Consider the following 21541-nt stretch of genomic DNA (forward strand, 5'->3'; position numbering starts at 1 on the left):
ACGAACGGCAGAACCCGGGGGTACGCCGGCCGCCTCCGGTCCGGACGGGTGGGACCGGGACGACCGGCGTACGTCAGGACGTGGCCGGGCTGACGCCGTCGAGCAGTTCGGCGAGCCGGGCCGCGGTGGTCGGGGCGTGCAGGTGCAGCCGCGCCACGTTGATGCTGTCCGTGCCGATCACGGCGAGCAGCGCCTCTCCGTTGATCGCGTACACGCTGAGGTAGCCGCCCGCGTTACGCACCGTGGACTGCTGGAAGTCGCCCTGCCCCAACCGTGACCCGACCTGGCGGCCGAGCCCGTACATGGTGGCGGCGAGCGCGGCCAGGTCGTCCGGGTCGGCGCCGTTCTGCAGGTTGTGCGTGACGAGCAGGCCGTCGACGCCGCCGAGGACGCATCCGTGCACGCCGGGGATCTGCAGCCGCAGCGCGGAGAGTTCCTGGGCGATGGCCGGGTACGGCAGCGCCGGGTTGCCGGCCAGCGACTGTGGAAGCGCCCGTGGTGGCGGCAGGGTGCCGGTCTGGGGGCGCGTACGGCGGGGGAGGTCGTCCACCCGGCTCACAGTTCCAGGCTCTCCTCGATCGTGCGCAGTTGGTGTCTGGCCATTGCGAGGTTGGCCCGGCTCTTGCTCACCATCAGGTAGAGGAACAGGCCCTTGCCGGTGCGGTTGCTCAGCGGGCGGATCAGGTGGTACTGGCTGCCGAGCGTGATCAGGATGTCCTCGATCTCGTCGTCGAGCTTGAGCATCTCGATGGTGCGCAGCTTGGCGCGTACGACGTCGGTGTTGCCGGCGGCGGCGACCGTCAGGTCGATCTCGCCGGTGCCCCCGGCGACGCCGAGGGTCATGCCACTGGTGTAGTCGACGAGCGCGGCCCCGATCGCGCCGTCGATGTTCATCGCGTTCTTCAGCGCGATGTCAAGGTTGCCCACGATTTTCTCTCCCCAGCTCGGGTCGCTGTCCGCCGGAGCGGGCGGGCAGCGGGTGCGGTCCGTCGAGGCTCGCATATGGAGACGCGAGGTGCACACGGGCCACCGGTGATCCACCTGAGCGGGCCCTCCCGGACCGGCCGCCGGTCCCGGCGAAGGGACCGCGCCGTCCATTACTTGTCGCCGTCTGTCCCGGTAAGACGGTGCATCCACGCTATGTAGAGATCCGATAGAGTGCGCCCGTGCGACTCACCATTCCGGTGGCGAAGGTGCTCTCGGCGCTGCTCGCCGAGCCCGAGGCGCCGCGCTACGGCCTCGACCTGATGCGGCTCACCGGCCTGCCCAGCGGGACGCTCTACCCGGTGCTGCACCGCCTTCAGGCGGCGGGCTGGCTCGCCGCCGACTGGGAGGACGTCGACCCGGCCGCCGCCGGCCGCCCGGCCCGCCGCTACTACCGCCTCACCGGCGAGGGCATCCGCTCGGCCCGGTCGGCGCTGACCGAGCTGCGTGCCCTCGTACCCGCCGAACCTGCCGGCCCGGACCTGGTCTGGGCGCCGGTGTGGTGACCCGGCCGCTGGGGCGTACCGCAGGGGTGTTGCTGGTCGCGCCGCCAGCCTGCGTCGCGGTCCTCGTGCTCGCGGGCGCGGTGATGGGCGTGGCCCACGGGTGGCTGGAGATGCGCGTGCCGTGGGCCGCCGCCGCGCAGTTGCCGGCCTGGTCGGCGCTCACCGCGCTGCTCGGCACGGCGCTCGCGATCGTCGTCACCCGGGCCGCGCGCCGGACCGTACGCGTGGGGGCGCTGCCCACCGCGCTCGGCGTGGCGCTGCCGGTCGCCGCGACGGTGACCGCGACGCTCGCGCTGCTCGCCGCCCGGGGCGAGAGCCGGGTGTGGGAGACGGTGCCCGGGCTGCTGCTCTGGCTGGCGCTGCTGGTCCCGGCGCTCTGGGCCGCCGGGGCGCTGGCGCGCCGGGGCCGGGTCCGCCTCGCGTGGCTGGCCGGTCTGCTCGGCGCGCTGGTGGCGGCCGACGCGGCGGTGGTGCTCGCGGTGGTCACCTCGGTCCCGGCCACCGCACCCGTGGCCGACGGTCTGCCGCCGGACGCGGTGGACCGGATCTCCGCGCCGCTCTGGCTGTTCACCTGCTGGACCGATTCGTCGTTCGGGCTGCCCCGGCCGACCGGGTGGGAACGGTTCCGCATCACCGACCGGGTGCTCGTCGAGCCGATGTTCTACCTGGCCTGCACGCCCTACGCCGTGGCGTACGCGATGGCGGCGGCCCGCCCGGCGCCCGCCGCCGTACCCGGTCCGGAGCCCGTCCCGGCACCCGCCTGAGCGTCAGGCGTTCCAGCTCAGCGCCCGCCCGGCCCGCTCGTAGTGCCGGGCCAGCTCGGCGTCGATCCGCGCGGCCCGCGCCTCGGTGAGCGTCACCGCCGGGTCCTGCCAGGGCCGCGCGCCGAGCATCCGGTGCCGCAGACCGGTCGGCGGGTGGGCGGCGAACAGCGAGGCGTCCTCCCGGACGGTGAGCTGCCGTTCCAGCGACAGCCGCTGCGCCGCGGCGTCCAGCGCGCGTCCCGTCTCCACCCGCCAGGTGTCCGGCCCGTGGCCGCCGCGTACCGCGTTGCGCACGGCGGTGGCCACCGAGTCGGTCCGCAGCGTCGTGTCCAGCAGCCGGGTCGCGCCCGCCGTGCCGCCGGCGCGGGCGGCCATCTCGTCGGCCAGGTACTCGGCCCGCTGGCTCTCCCGCAGCGCGGTCGCGACCAGCACCACGTGCCCGGCGAACAGCAGCCGCGACAGCGTCCAGGACGCCAGGTGGCCGAGCCACTCGCCGACCATCACCAGCAGGCCGCCGCCGTCGGACCCGCCCCGCGGCCGGAACAGGTCGGCGGCGTTGCCGAGCATGGTCAGCGCCGGCTGGGTCACCGGCCCCCGGCGTACGTCGCCGTTGACGAAGTGGCCCAGCTCGTGGCCCAGCAACGCGACCCGCGCCGGTCCGTCCAGGGCGCCCCACAGCGGCAGCCCGAGGCCGAGCACGCGCCGCCGGCGCAGCCCCACCGACGTCGCGTAGGCGTTGATGGCGCCGTCGACGCCGATCACGTGCGGCATCGGCGCGCCCACCGCCGTCGCCACCTCCCGGACCAGTGCGTGCAGCTCCGGCGCCTCCCGCTCGGTGAGCACGTCCAGGTCCCGGTCGAGCCAGCCGAAACGCGGCCGCAGCGCCACCGCGAGCGCGATCAGCGCCACGCCGCCGACCACCGCGAGGTTCGGGAATGGGTACGCGAACAGCAGCCACACCCCGGCCACCGCGATCCCCGCCACCCCGAGCAGGAGCAGCACCGAGATGCCGGCGACGAGAACGCCGGTGAACCCGGGCCCGGTCGGCTCCAGCGACCGGCCGAGCAGCGCGGCGTACTGCCGGCGGGTGAGCCGCGCGGCGAGCCGGTGGGTCCGCCGGTCGACCCAGGACCAGCCGAACTCCGGCGGCTGCCGGCGCGCGTCGTAGGTGTCGAGGTTCCAGTCGCAGCCGGCGCACCAGGGCAACGCCCCGTCCAGCGACACCGGCGTCGCGCCGCATCGCGGACAGGCCCCCGTGCCCGTCGTCGTGGTGATCACGAGCGCCGATCCTGTCCGTTCCCCACCGGCGCCGGTACCGGCCGTTCGGACGAGTGCGGGCATCTCCGAGTCTTCCGCCGTTCCCCGCCACAACCGCCCCGACCAGGTCTAATGTGGAGAAGGCCGTGACTATTTGTGCCGTTCCGGTGGCGGCCGGGCGGTTCCCGGTGCACAGTGATCGCATGAGCGACGACGGAAGTGGTGGGCACTACTACTGGTGCACGCGACACCACCGGGTCGAGACCGATGCCGACGTGTGCCCCGCCAAGCACGTTCTCGGACCGTACGCCTCAGCCGCCGACGCGGACAACGCCCTGCAGACAGTGCGGGAGCGTAACGACGCGTGGGACGCCGAGGACGCCCGTTGGGCCGGGGAGGGCCGCTAGACGGCGCGGGAGGGCCCGCGTCGAGGTGATCCGTGCTCCGCGAGGGCGAGAGCACGTCCCCAGGAAAGGGAACCGAGATGGCCGAAGCACAGCAGGCCACCCGCCCGGCCGCGAAACGGACGACCGCGAAGAGGACCGCCGCGGGCAGGACGACGACGGTCACCAAGGCGTCGCCGAACGCCTCGGGCGCCGGCGCCGGGCGGACACCGGCGAAGAAGGCGGCGGCCAAGAAGGCGGCCGCCAGGAAGGTCGTGTCGGCGGCGCGCAAGGCGCCGGCCACCAAGACCACTACCAGCAGGACGACGGCGAAGAAGACCGCGGCTCGTACGGCGCCGGCCGGCCGGGCCGCCGCCAAGACCGCGCCGGCGAAGAAGACCACCGCGAAGAAGACGACAGCCGTCAAGAAGACGGCGGCGGCGAAGAAGACCACCGCGGCCCGGAAGACCACGACGGCCCGGACCACCGCCACCGCGAAGAAGGCGCCGGCCCGCAAGACGACTGCGGCGAAGAAGACGACGACGGCGGCCAAGAAGACCACCGGCGCGCGGAAGGTCACCGCGGCGGCGAAGAAGACCACCGCGGCGGCGAAGAAGGCGCCCGCGAAGAAGACCACCGCCTCGACGCGTCCCACGGCGCGCAAGGCGGCGGCGAAGAAGGCGCCCGCGCGCAAGACCACCACCGCCCGCAAGACCACCTCGGCGGCGAAGAAGACCACCGCCGCGAAGAAGGCGCCGGCCCGCAAGAGCACCGCCGCCAAGAGCACCACCGCACGTAAGGCGCCGGCCCGCCGCGCCTGACGCCGCGGACACCGCTCCCTCCGGGGAGCGGAACGTGCGGGGCGCTGTCAGGATTGACCGCGTGGTGATCCGACGCGTACTGGCGCCCCGTATCGACTTCGGCGCGCTGCGCCGCGAGCTGGGACTGCCCGAGAGCTTCCCGGCCGCGGCGCAGCGCGAGGCCGACCTGGCGGCCGCCGCGCCGCCGCCCGCCGTCGCCGACCGGACCGACATCCCGTTCGTCACCGTCGACCCGGCGACCTCGCGCGACCTCGACCAGGCCATGCACCTCACCCGCCGTCCCGGCGGCGGCTACCGCGTCCGGTACGCGATAGCTGACGTCCTGACCCACGTACGCCTCGGCGGTGACCTGGAGGCCGAGACGTGGCGCCGAGGGCAGACGGTCTACCTGCCCGACGGCAACGTGCCGCTGCACCCGCACACGCTCAGCGAAGGAGCGGCCAGTCTGCTGCCCGACGTCGACCGGGCCGCCGTGCTCTGGACCGTCGACCTGGACGCCGACGGCGGCACCGTGGCGGTCACGCTGGAGCGGGCGCTGGTGCGCAGCCGGGCCAAGCTCGACTACGGCGGCGTGCAGCGCGACGCCGACGCGGGCCGGCTGCCCGAGCCGATCGCCCTGCTGCCCGAGGTCGGCGCGCTGCTCACCGCGCGGGGCCTGAGCCGGGGCGCGATCAACCTGCCGCTGCCGGAGCAGGACGTCGAGCCCGACGGCGACGGGTGGCGGCTGGTGCTGCGCGGCCCCGGCCCGATGGAGGAGCACAACGCGCAGATCTCGCTGCTGACCGGGATGGCCGCCGCCGACATCATGCTGGCCGGCCGGATCGGGCTGCTCCGCACCATGCCCCGGCCCCGGCCCGAGGCGGTCGAGCGGCTGCGGCTCGCCGCCGACCCGCTCGGCGTGCCCTGGCCGGACGGCACCCCGGTGGGTCAGGTGCTCGACGGGCTGGACACCTCCCAGCCCCGGGTCGCGGCCTTCGTCGACCAGGCCGCCGAGCTGATGCGCGGCGCCGCGTACACCGCATTCGACGGGGAGCTGCCCGAGCAGCCCGGGCACGGCGGGGTGGCGGCCGCGTACGCGCACGTCACGGCACCGCTGCGCCGGCTGGCCGACCGCTACGCCACCGAGGTCTGCCTGGCGCTGCACGAGGGCCGCGAGGTGCCCGAGCAGGTCCGGGCCGCGCTGCCGAAACTGCCCGAGGTGATGGCCGCGACCGACCGCACCGCGGGCGCCGCCACCCGTGGCGCGGTGGAGCTGGCCGAGGCGGTGCTGCTCGCGCACCGGGTGGGGGAGACGTTCGAGGCGGCCGTGCTCGACGTGGACGAACCGCGCCCGGCGGGCAACGGCCGCCCCGGCCGTCCGCCCGGCGGCACGATCGCGCTCGACGAGCCGCCGGTGCGCGCCCGCTGCACCGGTGAGCTGCCGCTTGGCGAACGCGTCCGGGTACGCCTCACCGCCGCCGACCCGGCCCAGCGCCGGGTCGCCTTCGAACGGGCGTGACCAGCGCGGCGATTGTCACAGCATCGGGATGCACCGCACGCGGTCCCGCTTTGCGAGGATGAGCGCATGGCTTACGACGCGACCACGCTGCCCGACGTCTCCGGGCTGACCGTCGGCATCATCGGTGGCACCGGCGACCAGGGGCGGGGTCTCGCCTACCGGTTCGCCCGGGCCGGGCAGACCGTGCTGATCGGCTCCCGCACCGCCGAGCGGGCCACCCAGGCCGCCGCCGAGATCGCCGCGCTGCCCGGGATCCCGGACGGCGCTCTGGTCTCCGGCGGGGACAACGAGGACGTCGCCCGGCGCAGCGACGTGGTGATCGTCGCGGTGCCGTGGGACGGGCACGCGGCCACCGTCGCCGCGCTCGCCGGACCGCTGGCCGGCAAGATCGTGGTGGACTGCGTCAACCCGCTCGGCTTCGACAAGCAGGGCCCGTACGCGCTCGCCGTCGCCGAGGGCAGCGCCGTGCAGCAGGCCGCCGCGCTGCTGCCCGAGTCCCGGGTCTGCGCCGCGTTCAACCACGTCAGCGCGCCGCTGCTGGCCGACCCGGAGATCGACCGGATCGACCTGGACGTGCTGATCTGCACCGAGGACCGGGAACTCGTGGGCGTGGTCGGCGCGCTGGCCGCGCGGATCCCCGGCATGCGGGGCATCTACGCCGGGCGGCTGCGCAACGCCCACCAGATCGAGGCGTTCACCGCGAACCTGATCGCGATCAACAAGCGCTACAAGGCGCACGCCGGCATCCGGGTCACCGACCTCTGACGAGCGCGGCGGGAACCGGCCGGCGCCGGCTCCCGCCGTACCCGCCTCAGAACGTGTGCTCGGCCGCCGGGAACTCGCCGTCGCGCACCTCGTCGGCGAACCGCCGGGTGGCGTCGGTCAGCGCGCCCGCCAGGTCGGCGTACCGCTTCACGAAGCGCGGCGCCCGGCCGGTCCGCAACCCGGCCATGTCCTGCCAGACCAGCACCTGCCCGTCGGTGTCCGGGCCGGCCCCGATGCCGACGGTGGGGATGGGCAGCTCGGCGGTGACCCGCTTGGCCACCTCGCCCGGCACCATCTCCAGCACCACCGCGAACGCGCCCGCCTCGGCCACCGCCCGCGCGTCGGCGAGCACCTCCTCGGCGGCCTCGCCCCGGCCCTGCACCCGGTAGCCGCCGAGCGTGTGCTCGCTCTGCGGGGTGAAGCCGATGTGCGCCATCACCGGGATGCCGGCGCCGGTGATCGCCTCGATCTGGGCGGCGCAGCGCCGCCCGCCCTCCAGCTTCACCGCGTGGCAGCCGCCCTCCTTCATGAACCGCACCGCGGTGCGCAGCGCCTGCGCCGGCCCCTCCTCGTACGAGCCGAACGGCAGGTCACCGACGATCAGCGAGTGCTTCGTGGCGCGGACCACGGCGCGCACCAGCGGCAGCAGCTCCTCGGCGGTCACCGGCAGCGTGGTCTCGTAGCCGAAGACGTTGTTCGCCGCCGAGTCGCCGACCAGCAGCACCGGGATCCCCGCCTGGTCGAAGATCGAGGCCGTGTACTGGTCGTACGAGGTCAGCATCGCCCACCGCTCGCCGCGCTCCTTGGCGGCGATCAGGTCGCGGGTGCGTACCCGCCGGGTGGCCGGCCCGCCGTAGAGGGCGGTCACCTCGGCCGGGGTGGACTCCACCATGACAATCTCCTTCCTCGAGGCCGCGCACGCGGTCCCCGGGTTCCCCGCGATCGTCGCACCGGGCGGCGGGCCGCGGGCAGGTCGGAGTGGAGGATGTCACTCCCCGGCCGGGGAAGGGGTCAGCCGTCCTCGCGCCACCGGTTGGTGATCGGCAGCCGCCGGTCCCGCCCGAACGCCTTCATGGAGATCTTGGTGCCGGGCGCGGACTGCCGCCGCTTGTACTCGGCGGTATCCACCATCCGCAGCACCTTGTCCACCACGGCCGGGTCGTGGCCGGACTCGACCAGGCCGTCGCGGCCCAGGTCGCCGTCGACGTAGCCGATCAGGATCGGGTCGAGCACGTCGTAGTCGGGCAGCGTGTCGCTGTCGAGCTGGCCGGGGCTCAGCTCGGCCGACGGCGGCTTGCCGATCGAGTTCTCCGGGATCGGCGGCGTCTGCCCGCGCCGCGCCGCGTCCGCGTTGCGCCACTTCGCCAGCCGCCACACCAGCGTCTTCCAGACGTCCTTGACCGGGTTGTAGCCGCCCACCGAGTCGCCGTAGAGCGTCGAGTAGCCCACCGCCAGCTCGCTCTTGTTGCCGGTGGTGAGCACCAGGTGGCCCTCCTGGTTCGACAGCGCCATCAGGATCACGCCGCGTACCCGGGCCTGGAGGTTCTCCACCGCCACCCCGGACAGCGACATGTTCGCCAGGAACGTGTCCACCATCGGCTGGATCGGCTCGACCCGGTAGTCCAGGCCGGTGCGCTTCGCCAGGTCCTCGGCGTCGGTGCGGGAGTGCTCGGATGAGTGCTGGCTGGGCATCGAGACGCCGACGACCCGCTCCGGGCCGACCGCGTCCACCGCGATGGCCGCCGCCACCGCCGAGTCGATGCCGCCGGACAGGCCGAGCACCACCGAGGGGAAGCGGTTCTTGTCGACGTAGTCGCGCAGGCCCAGCACCAGCGCGTGCCACACCTCGGCCTCGTCGGCGACCGGCTCGATGATGCCGCCGTCCGCAGCCGGTCCGGCGGGCGCGGCCGGGATCGCCGGGATGTCGTGGCGGGCCACGCGCATCCCGTCGCTCAGCGCGCCGGTCCCGCCGGGCGCACCTGCCGCCGCCGGCAGCTCCAGGTCGTGCACCAGCAGGTGCTCGACGAACTGCGGCGCCCGGGTCAGCAGCGTGCCGTCCGCGGCGACGATCATCGAGTCGCCGTCGTAGACCAGCTCGTCCTGGCCGCCGACCATGTTCACGTACGCGATGGCGGCCCCGGCCTCGGCGGCGCGCCGGCGGACCAGCGGCAGCCGCACGTCGTCCTTGTTCAGCTCGTACGGCGAGCCGTTGATGCTCAGCACCAGCCCGACGCCGGCCTCCCGGGCCACCGCGAACGGGCCGCCGGCCTGCCACAGGTCCTCGCAGATGGTCAGCGCCACGTCCACCCCGCCGACGCGCACCACTGTCAGCGTGTCGCCGGGGACGAAGTAGCGGTCCTCGTCGAAGACGCCGTAGTTGGGCAGGTGGTGCTTGAAGTAGGTCGCCACCACCTCGCCCCGGTGCAGTACCGCCGCCGCGTTGCGGGCGCCCTTGCCCGGCTGGGCGTCGGAGCTGACCTGCGGGGGGCCGTCCGCGTCCAGGTAGCCGACCACCACTGGCAGCTCACCGAGACCGTCGGCGGCCAGGTCGGCGGCGAGCCGGTGCAGCGCGGCGCGGGACGCGGCCACGAACGAGCGGCGGAACACCAGGTCCTCGACCGGGTAACCGGTGAGCATCAGCTCGGGGAACAGGACGAGCTGGGCGCCGGCCTCGGCGGCCTGACGGGTCCACGAACGGACCAGGCCGGCGTTGCCGGCGAGATCGCCTACCGTCGGGTTGACCTGGCACAGGGCGAGACGCAGGGTGGGCATGCCTCCATCTTCCCCCAGCCGTCCGGGCCGAATCCGACAGGTCGCGGGATACCGGGGGCGGCCCCCGAGCGCATCCCGGCGGGCCGGACACGGCGGGACGGCCGGCCGGGGAGGGCGTAACGTCGGCGTAACGAGCCCGGTGGAGACTGGGCGGTCAGGCCGGGCCGGCCCGACCGGTGCGGACGTACGTGTCACGAGGGGTGGAAGTGGACCGTCAGCAGGAGTTCGTCCTCCGCACGCTGGAAGAGCGGGACATCCGTTTCGTCCGGCTGTGGTTCACCGATGTGCTCGGCACGCTCAAGAGCGTCTCGGTGGCCCCGGCGGAGCTGGAGGCGGCCTTCGACGAGGGCATCGGGTTCGACGGCTCCGCGATCGAGGGCTTCGCCCGGGTCTTCGAGTCGGACATGGTGGCCATGCCGGACCCGACCACGTTCCAGGTCTTCCCGTTCGAGGGCGGCGTCAGCGGCGAGAGCGCCCGGATGTTCTGCGACATCTCGCTGCCCGACGGCAGCCCTTCCTGGGCCGACCCGCGGCACGTGCTGCGCCGGATGCTCTCCCGCGCCGCCGACAAGGGCTTCACCTTCTACACCCACCCGGAGATCGAGTTCTTCCTGCTGGAGAACGGTCCGCAGGACGGCTCGGTGCCCGTCCCGGTGGACACCGGCGGCTACTTCGAGCACACCACGCACGCCGTCGCGCGGGACTTCCGCCGCCAGGCCGTGCTGGCGCTCGAGCGGATCGGCATCTCGGTGGAGTACAGCCACCACGAGGTCGCCCCCGGCCAGCAGGAGATCGACCTGCGCTACGCCGACGCGCTCACCACCGCCGACAACATCATGACGTTCCGGCACGTGGTGAAGGAGGTCGCGCTCTCCACCGGCGTGCAGGCCAGCTTCATGCCGAAGCCGTTCACCGACCAGCCGGGCAGTGGCATGCACACGCACCTGTCGCTGTTCGAGGGGGAGCGCAACGCGTTCCACGACGCCGGCGACCCGATGAAGCTGTCCAAGGTCGCGAAGTCGTTCATCGCCGGGCTGCTCACCCACGCCCGGGAGTACACCGCCGTCACCAACCAGTGGGTCAACTCGTACAAGCGGCTGTTCCCGCAGGCGCTGCCGGACCGGATCACCGAGAGCCCCGCGTACGTCTGCTGGGGTCACCTGAACCGGTCCGCGCTGGTGCGGGTGCCCGCTTACGGCAAGCCGAACTCGGCCCGGGTCGAGGTCCGCTCGCTGGACTCCGCGACCAACCCCTACCTCGCGTTCGCGGTGATGCTCGGCGCCGGCCTCAAGGGCATCGAGGAGGGCTACGAGCTGCCCCCGGGCGCCGAGGACGACGTCTGGTCGCTGAGCAGCGCCGAGCGCCGGGCCATGGGGTACGAGGCGCTGCCGGAGAACCTGGCCGAGGCGATCGACGTGATGGCCGGTTCCGAGCTGGTGGCCGAGGTGCTCGGCGAGCACGTCTTCGACTTCTTCCTGCGCAACAAGCGCTCCGAGTGGGAGCAGTACCGCCGCGAGGTCACCCCGTACGAGCGGCAGCGCTACCTCTCGCTCTAGATCACGCTGGCGCGGTGCCGCTATCGTCTGCGGCACCGCCCCGGCACCACCGCCGGGCGGGCGTGAGCCGGGGAGGCGTTGGTGCTGGGAGATCTGCTCGACGGGGCGTGGCAGAGCATCGTGTTCGGGATGGTCGGGGTCGCCCTGATGGCCGCCGGATTCCTGCTCGTCGACCTGCTCACCCCGGGCAAGCTGCGGGAGCTGATCTGGGTGCGCCGCAACGGCAACGCCGCGCTGCTGCTCGCCGCCAACCAGCTCGGCATCGCCGGCATCGTCTTCACCGCCGTGCTGACCAGCTACAGCTCGTTCACCAAGGGGCTCGCGTCCACCGTGGTGTTCGGGCTGGTCGGCCTGCTGGTGATGGCGGTGGCCTTCCTGGTGCTGGACCTGCTCACGCCGGGCAAGCTGGGCGACGTCATCGCCGCCGACGAGCCGCACCCGGCCGCCAAGGTCAGCGCCGCCACCCACTTCGGCGCCGCGCTGATCGTCTGCGCCTGCATCGCCTGAGGGGTGTCGTACCCCCGGGTTAGCGTCCGGGGGTGAACCGCACCGACCGCCTCTACGCCCTGGTCGAGGAGCTGCGGGCGGTCTCGCCGCGCCCGCGCAGCGCGACCTGGCTGGCCCGCCGCTTCGAAGTGAGCACCCGCACCGTCGAGCGCGACATCTCCGCGTTGCAGGGCGCCGGGGTGCCGATCTGGGCCGAGCCGGGCCGCACCGGCGGTTACGTGGTCGACCGGGCCCGCACGTTGCCGCCGGTCAACCTGACACCGGCCGAGGCGGTGGCGATGGCCGTCGCGCTGCACCGGCTCGGCGGCTCACCGTTCGCCCCGGCGGCGGGCGCCGCGCTGCGCAAGCTGGTCGCGGTGATGCCGCCGGCCGCTGTCGCCGAGGCGCACCAGCTCGCCGGCCGGGTGCACCTGGTCGGGGACGGGCCGGGCACGCCCGTCCCGGCCGCCGTCGCCGACGCGGTCGCCGCCGGGCGGGTGCTGCGCCTGCGGTACGCCGACCGCGGCGGCGCCGATTCGGCGCGCGACGTGGAGCCGCTGGCCTACCTGGGCAACTCGGTGCACTGGTACCTGGTCGCCTGGTGCCGGCTGCGCGACGGTGTGCGCTGCTTCCGCACCGACCGGATTCTGTCGGTGCACCCGCTGGCCGAGCCGGTGACCCGGGAGTGGCGTCCCGGCGACCTCGACGTGCCGGTCGACCGGGTGCGCCCGCTCACCCTGGTCTGATCCGGGTGGAAACACCGACAGGACGTTGTCGTGGCCCGGTACGAGGCTGAATCCTGACGACGCCGGCCGACCGCCGGCGCGAATGAGGAGGAAGCATGTCCAGCACGCCCGTGACCTGGTTCGAGATCGGCTCCGACCGCCCGGACGAGGCGCAGCGGTTCTACACCGAACTGTTCGGCTGGAGTTTCGAGCAGGGCGGCCCGGGCGGGTCGTACCGGCAGACGACGGCCGGTGGTGAGCCGGGGATCGGCGGCGCGATCCGGGGCACCGACGACGGCAACTACGCGACCTTCTACGCCCAGGTGGCCGACGTGGCGGAGACCTGCCGCCGGGCCGAGGAGGCCGGCGGCGCCGTACTGACCGCACCGATGACCACGCCGGCCGGCCTGGTGCGCGCCACGCTGCGTGACCCGTCGGGCAATCTGTTCGGCGTCTTCACCCCGCCCGCCGAGGGCTGACAGTACGTCGGGTGTGGTCGTCGTCGGGACTGCCGTACCGGAACGGCTTGGTGGCGGTGCCCGTTCGGGCACCGCCACCGGGGGTGGCCCCGCTCAGCTCCGGCCAGGAGGAGGGAACGGCCGGTGAGGGGCGGCGGGGCCACCGCGTCACTTGCCGCCCTGGCCCTCCTGCTCGGCCTCGGCGCCCTGGTCGGCCTTGTCGCCGCCCTTGCCGTGGTGGCCGGGCCGGCCGTCGTGGCCGCCCTTGCCCGGGCCCGGGAACACGCCCGCCTCGGCGGCCTTGAGCACCGCGTCGGCCTGCTCCTGGGTGAGCTTGCCGTCGGTGACGGCCTGGTCCAGCCGCTCCTTCAGCGCGGCCTGCCGGTCCTCGGTCGACGGCCGCTCCGGCCGCTCCGGACGGTCGCCCTGGCGCTGCTCGTGCAGCTTCTCCAGCGCCGCGGTGACCTTGTCGGTCGGGACGCCCAGCTCCTCGGCGAGCGCCTCGGCGAACTCGGCCTGCCGGTCGGCGTGCTTCTGGCGGCGGTCGTCACCCTGGTCGGTGGTGCTGCTGGCGCTCGAAGACGGGTTCGGGCTCTTGTCGTCGGCGAGCGCCACCGTCGGGGCGGCGATCCCGACGCCGAGCACACCGGCGGCGGCCAGGCCGGCCAGCAGGTGCTTCTTCGACATCGTGCGGATCATGCGATTCTCCTGTTCGGTGGTGGTGCGATGACGTCACCGACAGTGGTCGCCGGAACTGAGGGCAACCCGTGGCGAACCTGTCAGCGAGCTGGCAATCCCGTCCGAAAGGCCCGAATTATTCGTGTTGCCGGTGCGCCGTAGCGCCCGCGAGGCTGGGCGAAACCCGACGAAAGGCCACTCGATGACACAGCCCGCCATCCGTGAGATCCCGCTCACCGGACCGGGCTCCGGCCCGTACTCGATCACGGTCGGGTCCGACGGCGCGCTCTGGCTGGCGCTGGCCGGCTCCGGCGGCGTCGCCCGGCTCGGTCTCGACGGTGCGGTACGGACCTACCGCGACGACCCGCCCGGCAGCCGCCCGCTGATCATCGTCGGCGGCCCCGACGGCGCGCTCTGGTACACCCGCTCGGGCGACGACCGGCTCGGCCGGATCACCGTCGACGGCGAGACCGGCTCGGTGCCGCTGCCGCCCGGCTGCGGCCCCTGCGGGCTGGCGGTGGGCGCGGACGGCGCGCTCTGGTACGCCGGGATGAGCGACGACACGGTCGGCCGGGTGAGCGTCGACGGGGAGGTGGCGTCCTTCCCGCTGCCGGTCGACAAGGGTTTCCCGTCGATGCTGGCGGCCGGCCCGGACGACGCGCTCTGGCTCACGCTCAACCAGGCGAACGCGGTCGCCCGGGTGGACCTGGACGGGAAGGTGGCAGTGCATCCGCTGCCCACCGAGGCGGCCGGGCCGGTCGGCATCACCCGCGGTGGCGACGGCGCGCTCTGGTTCGTCGAGATCGTCGCCGGGCAGCTCGGCCGGATCACGCCGGACGGGCGGATCGACGAGTTCCCGCTGCCGGATCGGGCGGCGCGCCCGCACGCGATCGTCGCCGACCCGGCCGGTGGCTGCTGGTTCACCGAGTGGGGCGCCAACCGCATCGGCCACATCGACCCCGACGGCCACATCACCGCCCACGCCCTGCCGACCCCGGCGTCCGAACCCCACGGCCTCACGGTCACCCCCGACGGCGCGGTCTGGGTCGCCCTGGAGATCGGCGCCGTGGCCCACCTGACCCCGCCCGCCTCGCTCACGCCGCGCTGATCACGCCGCCCCGGCCGCGTTGATCATGAAGTTAGTGGCAGTTGTGGATCTCCAGACCGCCGCTAACTTCATGATCGTCGGGTCGGGTCGGGTCGGGTCGGGTGGGGTGGGGTGGGGCGGTGCCGGGCCGGGTGGGGCGGCGGGCGTCAGCTGACGGCGGCGGTGGCCGTCAGGGTGCCTGTGGTGGCGTCGAGCAGGGCGGGGGTGCCTACCGGGACGGTGAGCTGGTTGGGGCCGTGGCCGATCGGCAGGCCGCCCAGGACCGGCACGCCCAGGTCGCCCAGCCGGTCGGTGAGCACGTCCACGACTGTGGTGTCCCAGCCGTCCGCGCACTCGGTGAACTGGCCGACCGCCACCCCGGCGATACCGTCCAGCGCACCGCAGCGGCGCAGGTGGGTGAGCATCCGGTCGATCTTGTACGGCGGTTCCTGCACCTCCTCGACCAGCAGGATCGCCCCGGTCAGGTCGGGCATGTCCGGCGTGCCGACGGAGGCGGTGATCAGGCACAGGTTGCCACCGATCAGCCGGCCCTCGGCCCGCCCGGGCACCCGCACCGGGTACGTCTCCTCCGCCTCGGCCGCCGCCACCGTGACCGGTTCAGTGCTGGTCAGCGCGGCGTGCAGCGACTCCGCCGAGCGGACCGGCGTGCGCTCGTCCCGCCACGCGGCGCCCGGCCCGTGCACCCCGGCCAGGCGGGCGCCCCGCCACAGCGCGAACTGCAACGCGGTGATGTCGGAGAACCCGGCCACCACCTTCGGATCCCGGCGTACCGCGGCCATGTCGATCAGGTCGACCACCCGCTGCGCGCCGTAGCCGCCCCGGGTGCAGATCACCCCGCGGATCTCCGGGTCGGCGAACGCCGCGTTCAGGTCCGCGGCCCGCAGCGCGTCGTCGCCGGCCAGGTAACCCCGCCTGGCGTACGCGTTGGGCGCGGGCACCGGCCGCAGCCCCCACCCGGTGAGCAGCTCGATGCCGCGGGCCACCCGTTCGGGACGGGTCGGCCCGGACGGGGACACCAGCATCACCGCGTCGCCGGGACGCAGGGCCGGTGGGCGCAGGCAGTCGTCAGGCACGATCGGAGCCTAGGGCCTGCCGGACCGTGCTCTGTCGGCCGCACCGGTTAGCCTCGACGTCGTGGCGACCGCGCTGGTGATCGAGAACGACCCGACCGACGACCTCCGCCGCCTGGGGGAGTGGCTCACCGAAGGGGGCCTTGAGCTGCGCGTGCTGCGTCCGCACGCCGGTGACCCGCTCCCCGACGACCTGGAGGGGTACGCCGCGCTCGTGGTGCTCGGCGGCGACCAGCAGGCATACCCGGGGTCCGACGGCGCTCCGGGCGCACCCTGGTTCCCGGCGCTGGAAGGGCTGCTGCGCAAGGCGGTCCGCAAGCGCGTGCCCACGCTGGCGGTCTGCCTCGGCGCGCAACTGCTCGCCACCGCGCACGCCGGCCGGGTCGAACGCAGCCCGTCCGGCCCGGAGGTCGGGCCGGCGCTCGTCGGGCGGCGCGACGCCGCCGAGGACGACCCCCTGTTCCGGTACGTGCCGCTGATGCCCGACGTGCTCCAGTGGCACGCCGACGAGATCACCGAGCTGCCGCACGGCGCGACGCTGCTCGCCGCGTCCACCCGCTACCCGCACCAGGCGTTCCGCCTCGGCGACCGGGCCTGGGGGCTGCAGTTCCACATCGAGTGCGACACCGCGATGATCGCCGAGTGGTCCCGCGACTCGGCCGTGCTGGCCGAGCTGGGCTACGACCCCGAGCTGGTGGTGGCCGCCTGCGACCGGGTGATGGCCGACGTCGAGGAGGCGTGGCAGCCGTTCGCGATCCGGTTCGCCGCACTCGCGCTCGGCGAACTCGGCGACGACAACCCGCGCCGCAGCCTGCCGCTGCTCGGGGCCTGACGGTGACCCGGCCGGCCCGCGGGCGCCTGGCCCGCTACGGATTCGCCGAGGGTGACGGCGCCACCCGCGCCGCCGACCTGCTCGGCCCGGACGGGCTCGCCCTGTGGCGGCCCGACACCCAGGAACCCGCCGACGAACGCGCCGCCGAGCTGCTCGGCGCGCTGTCCCGGGCCGCCGACCCGGACCTGGCCCTGCGTCAGCTGCACCGGCTGGTCGAGTCCGAGCGGCGCTCCGGCGACGAGGTGGCCGTACGCGACGCCCTGGCCGCCGACCCCGGGCTGCGCCGCCGGCTGATCGCGGTGCTCGGCGCGTCCTCCGCGCTCGGTGACCACCTGGTCGCCAATCCCGGGCAGTGGGCGGTGCTGGCGACCGAGCCGGACGGGCTCGCCCCCACCGCGGACGGCCGGCTCGACCTGAGTGTCGCCGCCCGGCTCACCACCATGACCGGCGCGGTTCCGCTGCTGCGGCAGGCGTACCGACTCGCGCTGCTGCGGATCGCGGCGGCCGACCTGACCGGCGGGCGTGGCCTGGAACAGACCATGGCGGCGCTGTCCGGGCTGGCCGACGCCACGTTGGCCGCCGCCTACGACATCGCCGCCGACGAACTCCCAGAGGGCACGCCGCGTCCCCGCCTGGCAGTCGTGGCGATGGGCAAGTGCGGTGGCGACGAGCTGAACTACGTCTCCGACGTCGACGTCATCTTCGTCTCCGCCACCGACGACGACCTGCCCGCCGCGACCCAGATCGCCACCCGGCTGATCCAGATCTGCGGGCTGGTGGCCTGGCCGGTCGACGCGGCGCTGCGGCCCGAGGGCAACCGGGGGCCGCTGGTCCGCACGCTCGCCAGCCACCTCGCCTACTACAAGCGCTGGGCGCGCACCTGGGAGTTCCAGGCGCTGCTCAAGGCCCGCCCGGCCGCCGGTGACCTGGAGCTCGCAAAGGAGTGGATCGACGAGCTGGCCCCGCTCGTGTGGACCGCCGCCGAACGCCCCGAGGCGGTCGAGGACGTCCGGTCCATGCGCCGCAAGATCCTCGACAACGTGCCGCCCAAGGAGCTGGAACGCGAGATCAAGCGCGGTCCGGGCGGGCTGCGCGACATCGAGTTCGCCGTCCAGCTGCTCCAGCTCGTGCACGGCCGGGGCGACGAGTCGCTGCGGGTGCCCGGCACCGTGCCGGCGCTGCGCGCGCTCGTCGCCGGCGGCTACGTGGGCCGCGCCGACGGGGAGGCGTTGCTGCGCGGCTACCGCTTCCTGCGCGCCGTCGAGCACCGGCTCCAGCTCCAGGCTCTGCGCCGCACCCACACCGTGCCGACCGAACCGGCCGCGCTGCGCTGGCTCGCCGCCGCGCTCGGCTACGTGGCCACGCCGGGCCGCAGCGCCGTCGAGGAGTTCCGCGCCGAGTGGGTCACCCACGCCACCGAGGTACGCCGGCTGCACGCCAAACTGCTCTACCGGCCGCTGCTCGAATCCGTGGCCCGCGTACCGGCCGAAGGGTTGCGCCTCACGCCCGAGGCGGCCCGGCACCGGCTGGAGGTGCTCGGCTTCGCCGACCCGGCCGGCGCGCTGCGGCACCTGCAGGCGCTCACCGGCGGCGTCAGCCGTACCGCCGCCATCCAGCGCACGCTGCTGCCGGTGCTGCTCGACGAGTTCGCCGACGCCCCCGAGCCGGACCGCGGTCTGCTCAACTACCGGCAGGTCTCCGACAAGCTCGGCAGCACCCCCTGGTACCTGCGCCTGCTGCGCGACTCCGGCCCGGTGGCGCGCCGGCTGGCCCGGGTGCTGTCCTCGTCCCGGTACGCGGCCGACATGCTGGCCCGCGAACCGGAGGCGCTGCGGCTGCTCGCCGAGGACAGCGAACTGACCCCGCGTCCACGGGAGACCCTCGTCGAGGGCTTCGCCGCCGCTGCCGCCCGCCACGACGACCCGGTCGAGGCGATCCGGGCGGTCCGCGCGCTGCGCCGCCGGGAACTGGTCCGGATCGCCGCCGCCGACGTGCTCAGCCACGCCGGCTCGCTCGCACCGCTCACCTCGCGCCCGGTCGGCGGCGGGGAACGCCGGCCCACTGTGGTGGACGTGACTGCCGTCGGCACCGCGTTGTCGCACGTCGCCGACGCCACGCTGGCCGCCGCGCTGCGCGCCGCCCGTACCGTCCACCCCGGACCGCCCGGCCTGCGCTTCGCGGTGATCGGCATGGGCCGGCTCGGCGGGTACGAGTCGAACTACCTCTCCGACGCCGACGTGCTGTTCGTCTACGACCCGCCGCCCGGGGTGGAGGAGAGCGCGGCGAGCGCCGCCGCACAGGCCATCGCCGAGGAACTGCGCCGGCTGCTGTCCGCACCCGCCCCCGACCCGCCGCTCGGCGTCGACGCCGACCTGCGCCCCGAGGGCCGGCAGGGTCCGCTGGTTCGCAGCCTGGCCGCGTACGCGCAGTACTACGCGCGCTGGTCCCGGGTGTGGGAGGCGCAGGCGCTGCTGCGGGCCCGGTTCGTCTGCGGCGACGCCGACCTGGGCGCCGAGTTCGAGGCCATGATCGAGCCGGTGCGCTACCCGGCCGAAGGGCTGAGCCGCGAGCAGGTGGTGGAGATCCGCCGGATCAAGGCGCGGGTGGAGACCGAGCGGCTGCCCCGCGGTGCCGACCCGGCCACCCACACCAAGCTCGGCCGGGGCGGGCTGGCCGACGTCGAGTGGGCGGTGCAGTTGCTCCAGCTGCGGTACGCCGGTCAGGTGCCCGCCCTGCGCGGCACCCGTACGCTGGACGCCCTCGCCGCCGCCCGCGACGCCGGGCTGCTCGACCCGTCAGACGCCGCCGAGCTGGCGGCCGGCTGGACGCTCGCCGCCGAGGTGCGCGACGCGTTGATGCTGGTACGCGGCCGGGCCGGGGACCAGTTGCCCCGGCACGGGGTGGAGCTGGCCGGTGTGGTGCGGCTGCTGGGGCGCGAGGACCAGGGCGAGTTCCTCGACGAGTACCTGCGCACCGGCCGCCACTCCCGCACAGTCGTCCAGCGAATCCTGGAGTCCCCCCTCTAGCCCACGCCGCCCCCTCCCGCCGCGCCCTCCCACCCCGCCCTCCGCGCCCCGCACACCGCGCCGCGCGGCGATCTTGCAGTTACGGCCCCGCGCAGGCCGGATAGGCCCGATTTGCCGGGGCGGAAAGCGCAAGATCGCCGCGCTCACGCCGCGCCGCTGAATGCTCATCTCGGCGGGATCGGGATCGGGATCGGGATCGGGGGAGGGGACGGTGGGTCAGCTTGTGACGGTGTAGGTGCCGGGTCGGGGGACCGTCACCGTTGTCCACTTGCCGTCTCGGGTGACCTTGGCGTTGTTGGAGGCCGTGAGCCAGGGGGTGTGGCGGACGCGGATCGGGATCGGGCCGGGGGTGGGGGCGCGGAACGTGATCGAGGCGCCGTCCTGGCGGACCAGCTCACCAGGTGCGCCGACCAGCGGGGTGGGGTCGGCGACCGCGTACAGCTTCCAGTGCCGGTCGGACCAGACCTCGGTCAGGTACGGCTGGCCCGTCTCCACCAGCTTCGCCTCCGACGCGCCCACCCAGGAGAACTCGGCGTCGGGCACCGCCACGTACTGCACCGCGTTGTCGGCCAGCCAGTCCCGGTAGGTGATCGGGGTCAGCGGGATGCCGGTGCCGTCCGCGCCGGGCACCGTGGTGAAGAACAGCGGATTGCGGTCGATGTCTGCCTGCCGAAGCCAGCCCCGCGCGAGCGGCACCTCGCCCATGTGGGCCGCCTCCCAGTAGTTGCGGGTCGGCGGCACCTCCACCCGCCCGGTGAGCCCGCGCCGGGCCAGCTCCGCGCGCAGCGGCGCGAAGTACGCCGGGTCGGCCGTCGGGTCGTCGGCGCTGCGCAGGTCGGCGGTGACCACCGGCGGCTGCCACCAGCACACCACCGCCAGCAGCGCGGCAAGCCCGACCGCCCCGGCGACCCGGGAGCGCCGACCGGCGGCGCGAAGCCGACCGGACAGCGGGGTGGGGAGCGGCGCGGCGGCGGCCAGCACCGGCAGCGCGAACATCACCACCAGGCGGGTGGCGTTCAGGCCGACCGGCGTGTGCAGCAGCGCCGACGCCAGCACCCCGGCCGCGGACAGCAGCGCGCCCACCCGCACCGGCCGGTACGCGACGAGAGCCGTCACGACCAGGCTCGTCACCACGGCGTGCACGGTGTCGGCAGTGCTGATGTTCATCCAGCCGCCCTCGCCGAACAGCAGTCCGGTCACGGCGAGCGGCGCGGCGGCCGGTACGGCGAGCAGCAGGCCGTCGGCGTACCGGCGGGTCAGCAGCAGCGCGACGCCGGCGAGCCCGACGAACAGCCCGGCCACCGGACTGGCCGCGGAGGCGAGCATCGCGGCGGCACCGGCGGCGACGGCCGCCCAGACGTTCCGGCCGCCACCCGCTGCACCGGCCGGGTCGGCAGCGGCACCGGCGGCGAGGCGGGCGCGGCGGGCGGGGACGGTGAGCGCGAGCAGCGCGGCCAGGCCGAACGCGACGCCCAGGGCGTACGTGACCCGGCCGGACACCAGGTTGCCGGCGATCGTGACCACACCGACCAGGCTGCCCAGCAGTGGTCGGGGCACCCGGGTCCGCACCAGCAGGGCGGCGAACGCGGTGGCGGAGGCGAGTAGGGCGAGCGCGCCGGTGACGCGTACCCCGAGCAGCGCCATCAGCGGCGGCGAGACGAGGCTGTAGCCCCACGGGTGCACGCCGCCGTACCAGCGCAGGTCGACCAGGGCGGCCCCGTGGTCGGCGAAGAAGCCGGCGCGGGCGGCCTGCGCGGACAGGTCCGAGCCGGTGGCCGGCAGCGTGAGGTAGAGCACGCATAGGACGAGCGCCGACACGGCGGAGACCGCCACCACCCGACCGCCCCGCATG

At 74.5% G+C, this 21541-nt stretch carries 21 protein-coding genes; 13 read left to right on the plus strand and 8 right to left on the minus strand.

Features of this window, described 5'->3' with window-relative positions:
• Nucleotides 1–73 precede the first annotated feature (73 nt).
• Both IRY44_RS15440 and IRY44_RS15445 read right to left on the minus strand, forming a co-directional pair.
• Nucleotides 74–559, minus strand: a complete 486-nt coding sequence (locus IRY44_RS15440) for a roadblock/LC7 domain-containing protein (RefSeq protein ID WP_194801098.1) — start codon at nt 557–559, stop codon at nt 74–76.
• Nucleotides 556–927 carry a hypothetical protein gene (locus IRY44_RS15445; protein ID WP_013287772.1) on the minus strand — a complete coding sequence of 124 codons (372 nt, stop codon included), beginning with the start codon at nt 925–927 and terminating at the stop codon, nt 556–558. The genes IRY44_RS15440 and IRY44_RS15445 overlap by 4 nt, the downstream gene beginning before the upstream one ends.
• A 239-nt stretch (nt 928–1166) precedes the next feature.
• Here IRY44_RS15445 and IRY44_RS15450 point away from each other — a divergent pair, with 239 nt between their 5' ends.
• Nucleotides 1167–1490, plus strand: coding sequence for a PadR family transcriptional regulator (locus tag IRY44_RS15450; RefSeq protein ID WP_194801099.1), 324 nt, complete (start codon nt 1167–1169; stop codon nt 1488–1490).
• Complete coding sequence (locus IRY44_RS15455; RefSeq protein WP_228532178.1) at nt 1487–2254, plus strand: hypothetical protein; 768 nt, start codon at nt 1487–1489, stop codon at nt 2252–2254. The genes IRY44_RS15450 and IRY44_RS15455 overlap by 4 nt, the downstream gene beginning before the upstream one ends.
• A gap of 3 nt (nt 2255–2257) precedes the next feature.
• Here IRY44_RS15455 and IRY44_RS15460 read toward each other — a convergent pair whose 3' ends face one another.
• Nucleotides 2258–3532 (minus strand): M48 family metalloprotease, encoded by a 1275-nt coding sequence (locus tag IRY44_RS15460; protein ID WP_370584953.1) that lies wholly within the window; start codon nt 3530–3532, stop codon nt 2258–2260.
• Between the two features lie 182 nt (nt 3533–3714).
• Between IRY44_RS15460 and IRY44_RS15465 the strand changes: the two genes are divergently transcribed.
• The 4 genes from IRY44_RS15465 (at nt 3715) to npdG (ending at nt 6978) form a co-directional block, all read left to right on the plus strand.
• Nucleotides 3715–3918, plus strand: a complete 204-nt coding sequence (locus IRY44_RS15465) for a hypothetical protein (RefSeq protein ID WP_030273123.1) — start codon at nt 3715–3717, stop codon at nt 3916–3918.
• 77 nt (nt 3919–3995) lie between these two features.
• On the plus strand, nt 3996–4715 hold the full coding sequence (locus IRY44_RS15470) for a histone (RefSeq protein ID WP_228532179.1): 720 nt from the start codon (nt 3996–3998) through the stop codon (nt 4713–4715).
• Nucleotides 4716–4776: 61 nt separating this feature from the next.
• Entirely contained in the window at nt 4777–6213 is a 1437-nt protein-coding gene (locus IRY44_RS15475; RefSeq protein ID WP_194801102.1) for an RNB domain-containing ribonuclease, read from the plus strand.
• A 66-nt stretch (nt 6214–6279) separates the two neighbouring features.
• On the plus strand, nt 6280–6978 hold the full coding sequence (npdG, locus tag IRY44_RS15480) for an NADPH-dependent F420 reductase (RefSeq protein WP_194801103.1): 699 nt from the start codon (nt 6280–6282) through the stop codon (nt 6976–6978).
• A 46-nt stretch (nt 6979–7024) separates the two neighbouring features.
• On the opposite strand, the gene panB is transcribed toward npdG, so the two are convergent.
• Together panB and IRY44_RS15490 are read right to left on the minus strand one after the other, a co-directional pair.
• Entirely contained in the window at nt 7025–7870 is an 846-nt protein-coding gene (panB, locus tag IRY44_RS15485) for a 3-methyl-2-oxobutanoate hydroxymethyltransferase (protein ID WP_194801104.1), read from the minus strand.
• Between the two features lie 119 nt (nt 7871–7989).
• Nucleotides 7990–9750 (minus strand): NAD+ synthase, encoded by a 1761-nt coding sequence (locus IRY44_RS15490; protein WP_194801105.1) that lies wholly within the window; start codon nt 9748–9750, stop codon nt 7990–7992.
• 206 nt (nt 9751–9956) lie between these two features.
• On the opposite strand from IRY44_RS15490, the gene glnA reads away from it, so the two are divergent.
• The 4 genes from glnA (at nt 9957) to IRY44_RS15510 (ending at nt 12996) form a co-directional block, all read left to right on the plus strand.
• A complete protein-coding gene (gene glnA / locus IRY44_RS15495) occupies nt 9957–11306 on the plus strand; it encodes a type I glutamate--ammonia ligase (RefSeq protein WP_194801106.1) in 1350 nt (449 codons plus the stop codon).
• Nucleotides 11307–11387: 81 nt separating this feature from the next.
• Nucleotides 11388–11813, plus strand: a complete 426-nt coding sequence (locus IRY44_RS15500; protein ID WP_194801107.1) for a DUF350 domain-containing protein — start codon at nt 11388–11390, stop codon at nt 11811–11813.
• Between the two features lie 32 nt (nt 11814–11845).
• Nucleotides 11846–12538 (plus strand): WYL domain-containing protein, encoded by a 693-nt coding sequence (locus IRY44_RS15505; RefSeq protein ID WP_194801108.1) that lies wholly within the window; start codon nt 11846–11848, stop codon nt 12536–12538.
• Between the two features lie 95 nt (nt 12539–12633).
• Nucleotides 12634–12996 carry a VOC family protein gene (locus IRY44_RS15510; protein ID WP_194801109.1) on the plus strand — a complete coding sequence of 121 codons (363 nt, stop codon included), beginning with the start codon at nt 12634–12636 and terminating at the stop codon, nt 12994–12996.
• Nucleotides 12997–13143: 147 nt separating this feature from the next.
• On the opposite strand, the gene IRY44_RS15515 is transcribed toward IRY44_RS15510, so the two are convergent.
• Entirely contained in the window at nt 13144–13674 is a 531-nt protein-coding gene (locus IRY44_RS15515) for a hypothetical protein (RefSeq protein ID WP_194801110.1), read from the minus strand.
• Between the two features lie 181 nt (nt 13675–13855).
• On the opposite strand from IRY44_RS15515, the gene IRY44_RS15520 reads away from it, so the two are divergent.
• Nucleotides 13856–14761 carry a virginiamycin B lyase gene (locus tag IRY44_RS15520; RefSeq protein ID WP_194801111.1) on the plus strand — a complete coding sequence of 302 codons (906 nt, stop codon included), beginning with the start codon at nt 13856–13858 and terminating at the stop codon, nt 14759–14761.
• A gap of 146 nt (nt 14762–14907) precedes the next feature.
• On the opposite strand, the gene IRY44_RS15525 is transcribed toward IRY44_RS15520, so the two are convergent.
• Nucleotides 14908–15783 (minus strand): LD-carboxypeptidase, encoded by an 876-nt coding sequence (locus tag IRY44_RS15525; protein ID WP_228532215.1) that lies wholly within the window; start codon nt 15781–15783, stop codon nt 14908–14910.
• 112 nt (nt 15784–15895) lie between these two features.
• On the opposite strand from IRY44_RS15525, the gene IRY44_RS15530 reads away from it, so the two are divergent.
• Complete coding sequence (locus IRY44_RS15530; RefSeq protein WP_194801112.1) at nt 15896–16663, plus strand: type 1 glutamine amidotransferase; 768 nt, start codon at nt 15896–15898, stop codon at nt 16661–16663.
• A gap of 2 nt (nt 16664–16665) precedes the next feature.
• Entirely contained in the window at nt 16666–19689 is a 3024-nt protein-coding gene (locus tag IRY44_RS15535; RefSeq protein ID WP_194801113.1) for a bifunctional [glutamine synthetase] adenylyltransferase/[glutamine synthetase]-adenylyl-L-tyrosine phosphorylase, read from the plus strand.
• 216 nt (nt 19690–19905) lie between these two features.
• On the opposite strand, the gene IRY44_RS15540 is transcribed toward IRY44_RS15535, so the two are convergent.
• Entirely contained in the window at nt 19906–21540 is a 1635-nt protein-coding gene (locus IRY44_RS15540; RefSeq protein ID WP_194801114.1) for a hypothetical protein, read from the minus strand.
• Between the last annotated feature and the right edge of the window lies 1 nt (nt 21541).

Origin of the sequence: Micromonospora sp. ANENR4 (assembly GCF_015354395.1) — a bacterium.
In the GTDB taxonomy this organism is placed as follows: Bacteria; Actinomycetota; Actinomycetes; order Mycobacteriales; family Micromonosporaceae; genus Micromonospora; species Micromonospora aurantiaca.

Bases quoted from the DNA above. Each gene is read 5' to 3' on its own strand.
- IRY44_RS15465 (WP_030273123.1), top strand. From the start codon at position 3,715: ATGAGCGACGACGGAAGTGGTGGGCACTACTACTGGTGCACGCGACAC.
- IRY44_RS15470 (WP_228532179.1), top strand. From the start codon at position 3,996: ATGGCCGAAGCACAGCAGGCCACCCGCCCGGCCGCGAAACGGACGACC.
- npdG (WP_194801103.1), top strand. From the start codon at position 6,280: ATGGCTTACGACGCGACCACGCTGCCCGACGTCTCCGGGCTGACCGTC.
- panB (WP_194801104.1), bottom strand. From the start codon at position 7,870: ATGGTGGAGTCCACCCCGGCCGAGGTGACCGCCCTCTACGGCGGGCCG.
- IRY44_RS15490 (WP_194801105.1), bottom strand. From the start codon at position 9,750: ATGCCCACCCTGCGTCTCGCCCTGTGCCAGGTCAACCCGACGGTAGGC.
- IRY44_RS15510 (WP_194801109.1), top strand. From the start codon at position 12,634: ATGTCCAGCACGCCCGTGACCTGGTTCGAGATCGGCTCCGACCGCCCG.
- IRY44_RS15515 (WP_194801110.1), bottom strand. From the start codon at position 13,674: ATGATCCGCACGATGTCGAAGAAGCACCTGCTGGCCGGCCTGGCCGCC.
- IRY44_RS15520 (WP_194801111.1), top strand. From the start codon at position 13,856: ATGACACAGCCCGCCATCCGTGAGATCCCGCTCACCGGACCGGGCTCC.
- IRY44_RS15525 (WP_228532215.1), bottom strand. From the start codon at position 15,783: ATGCTGGTGTCCCCGTCCGGGCCGACCCGTCCCGAACGGGTGGCCCGC.
- IRY44_RS15540 (WP_194801114.1), bottom strand. From the start codon at position 21,540: ATGCGGGGCGGTCGGGTGGTGGCGGTCTCCGCCGTGTCGGCGCTCGTC.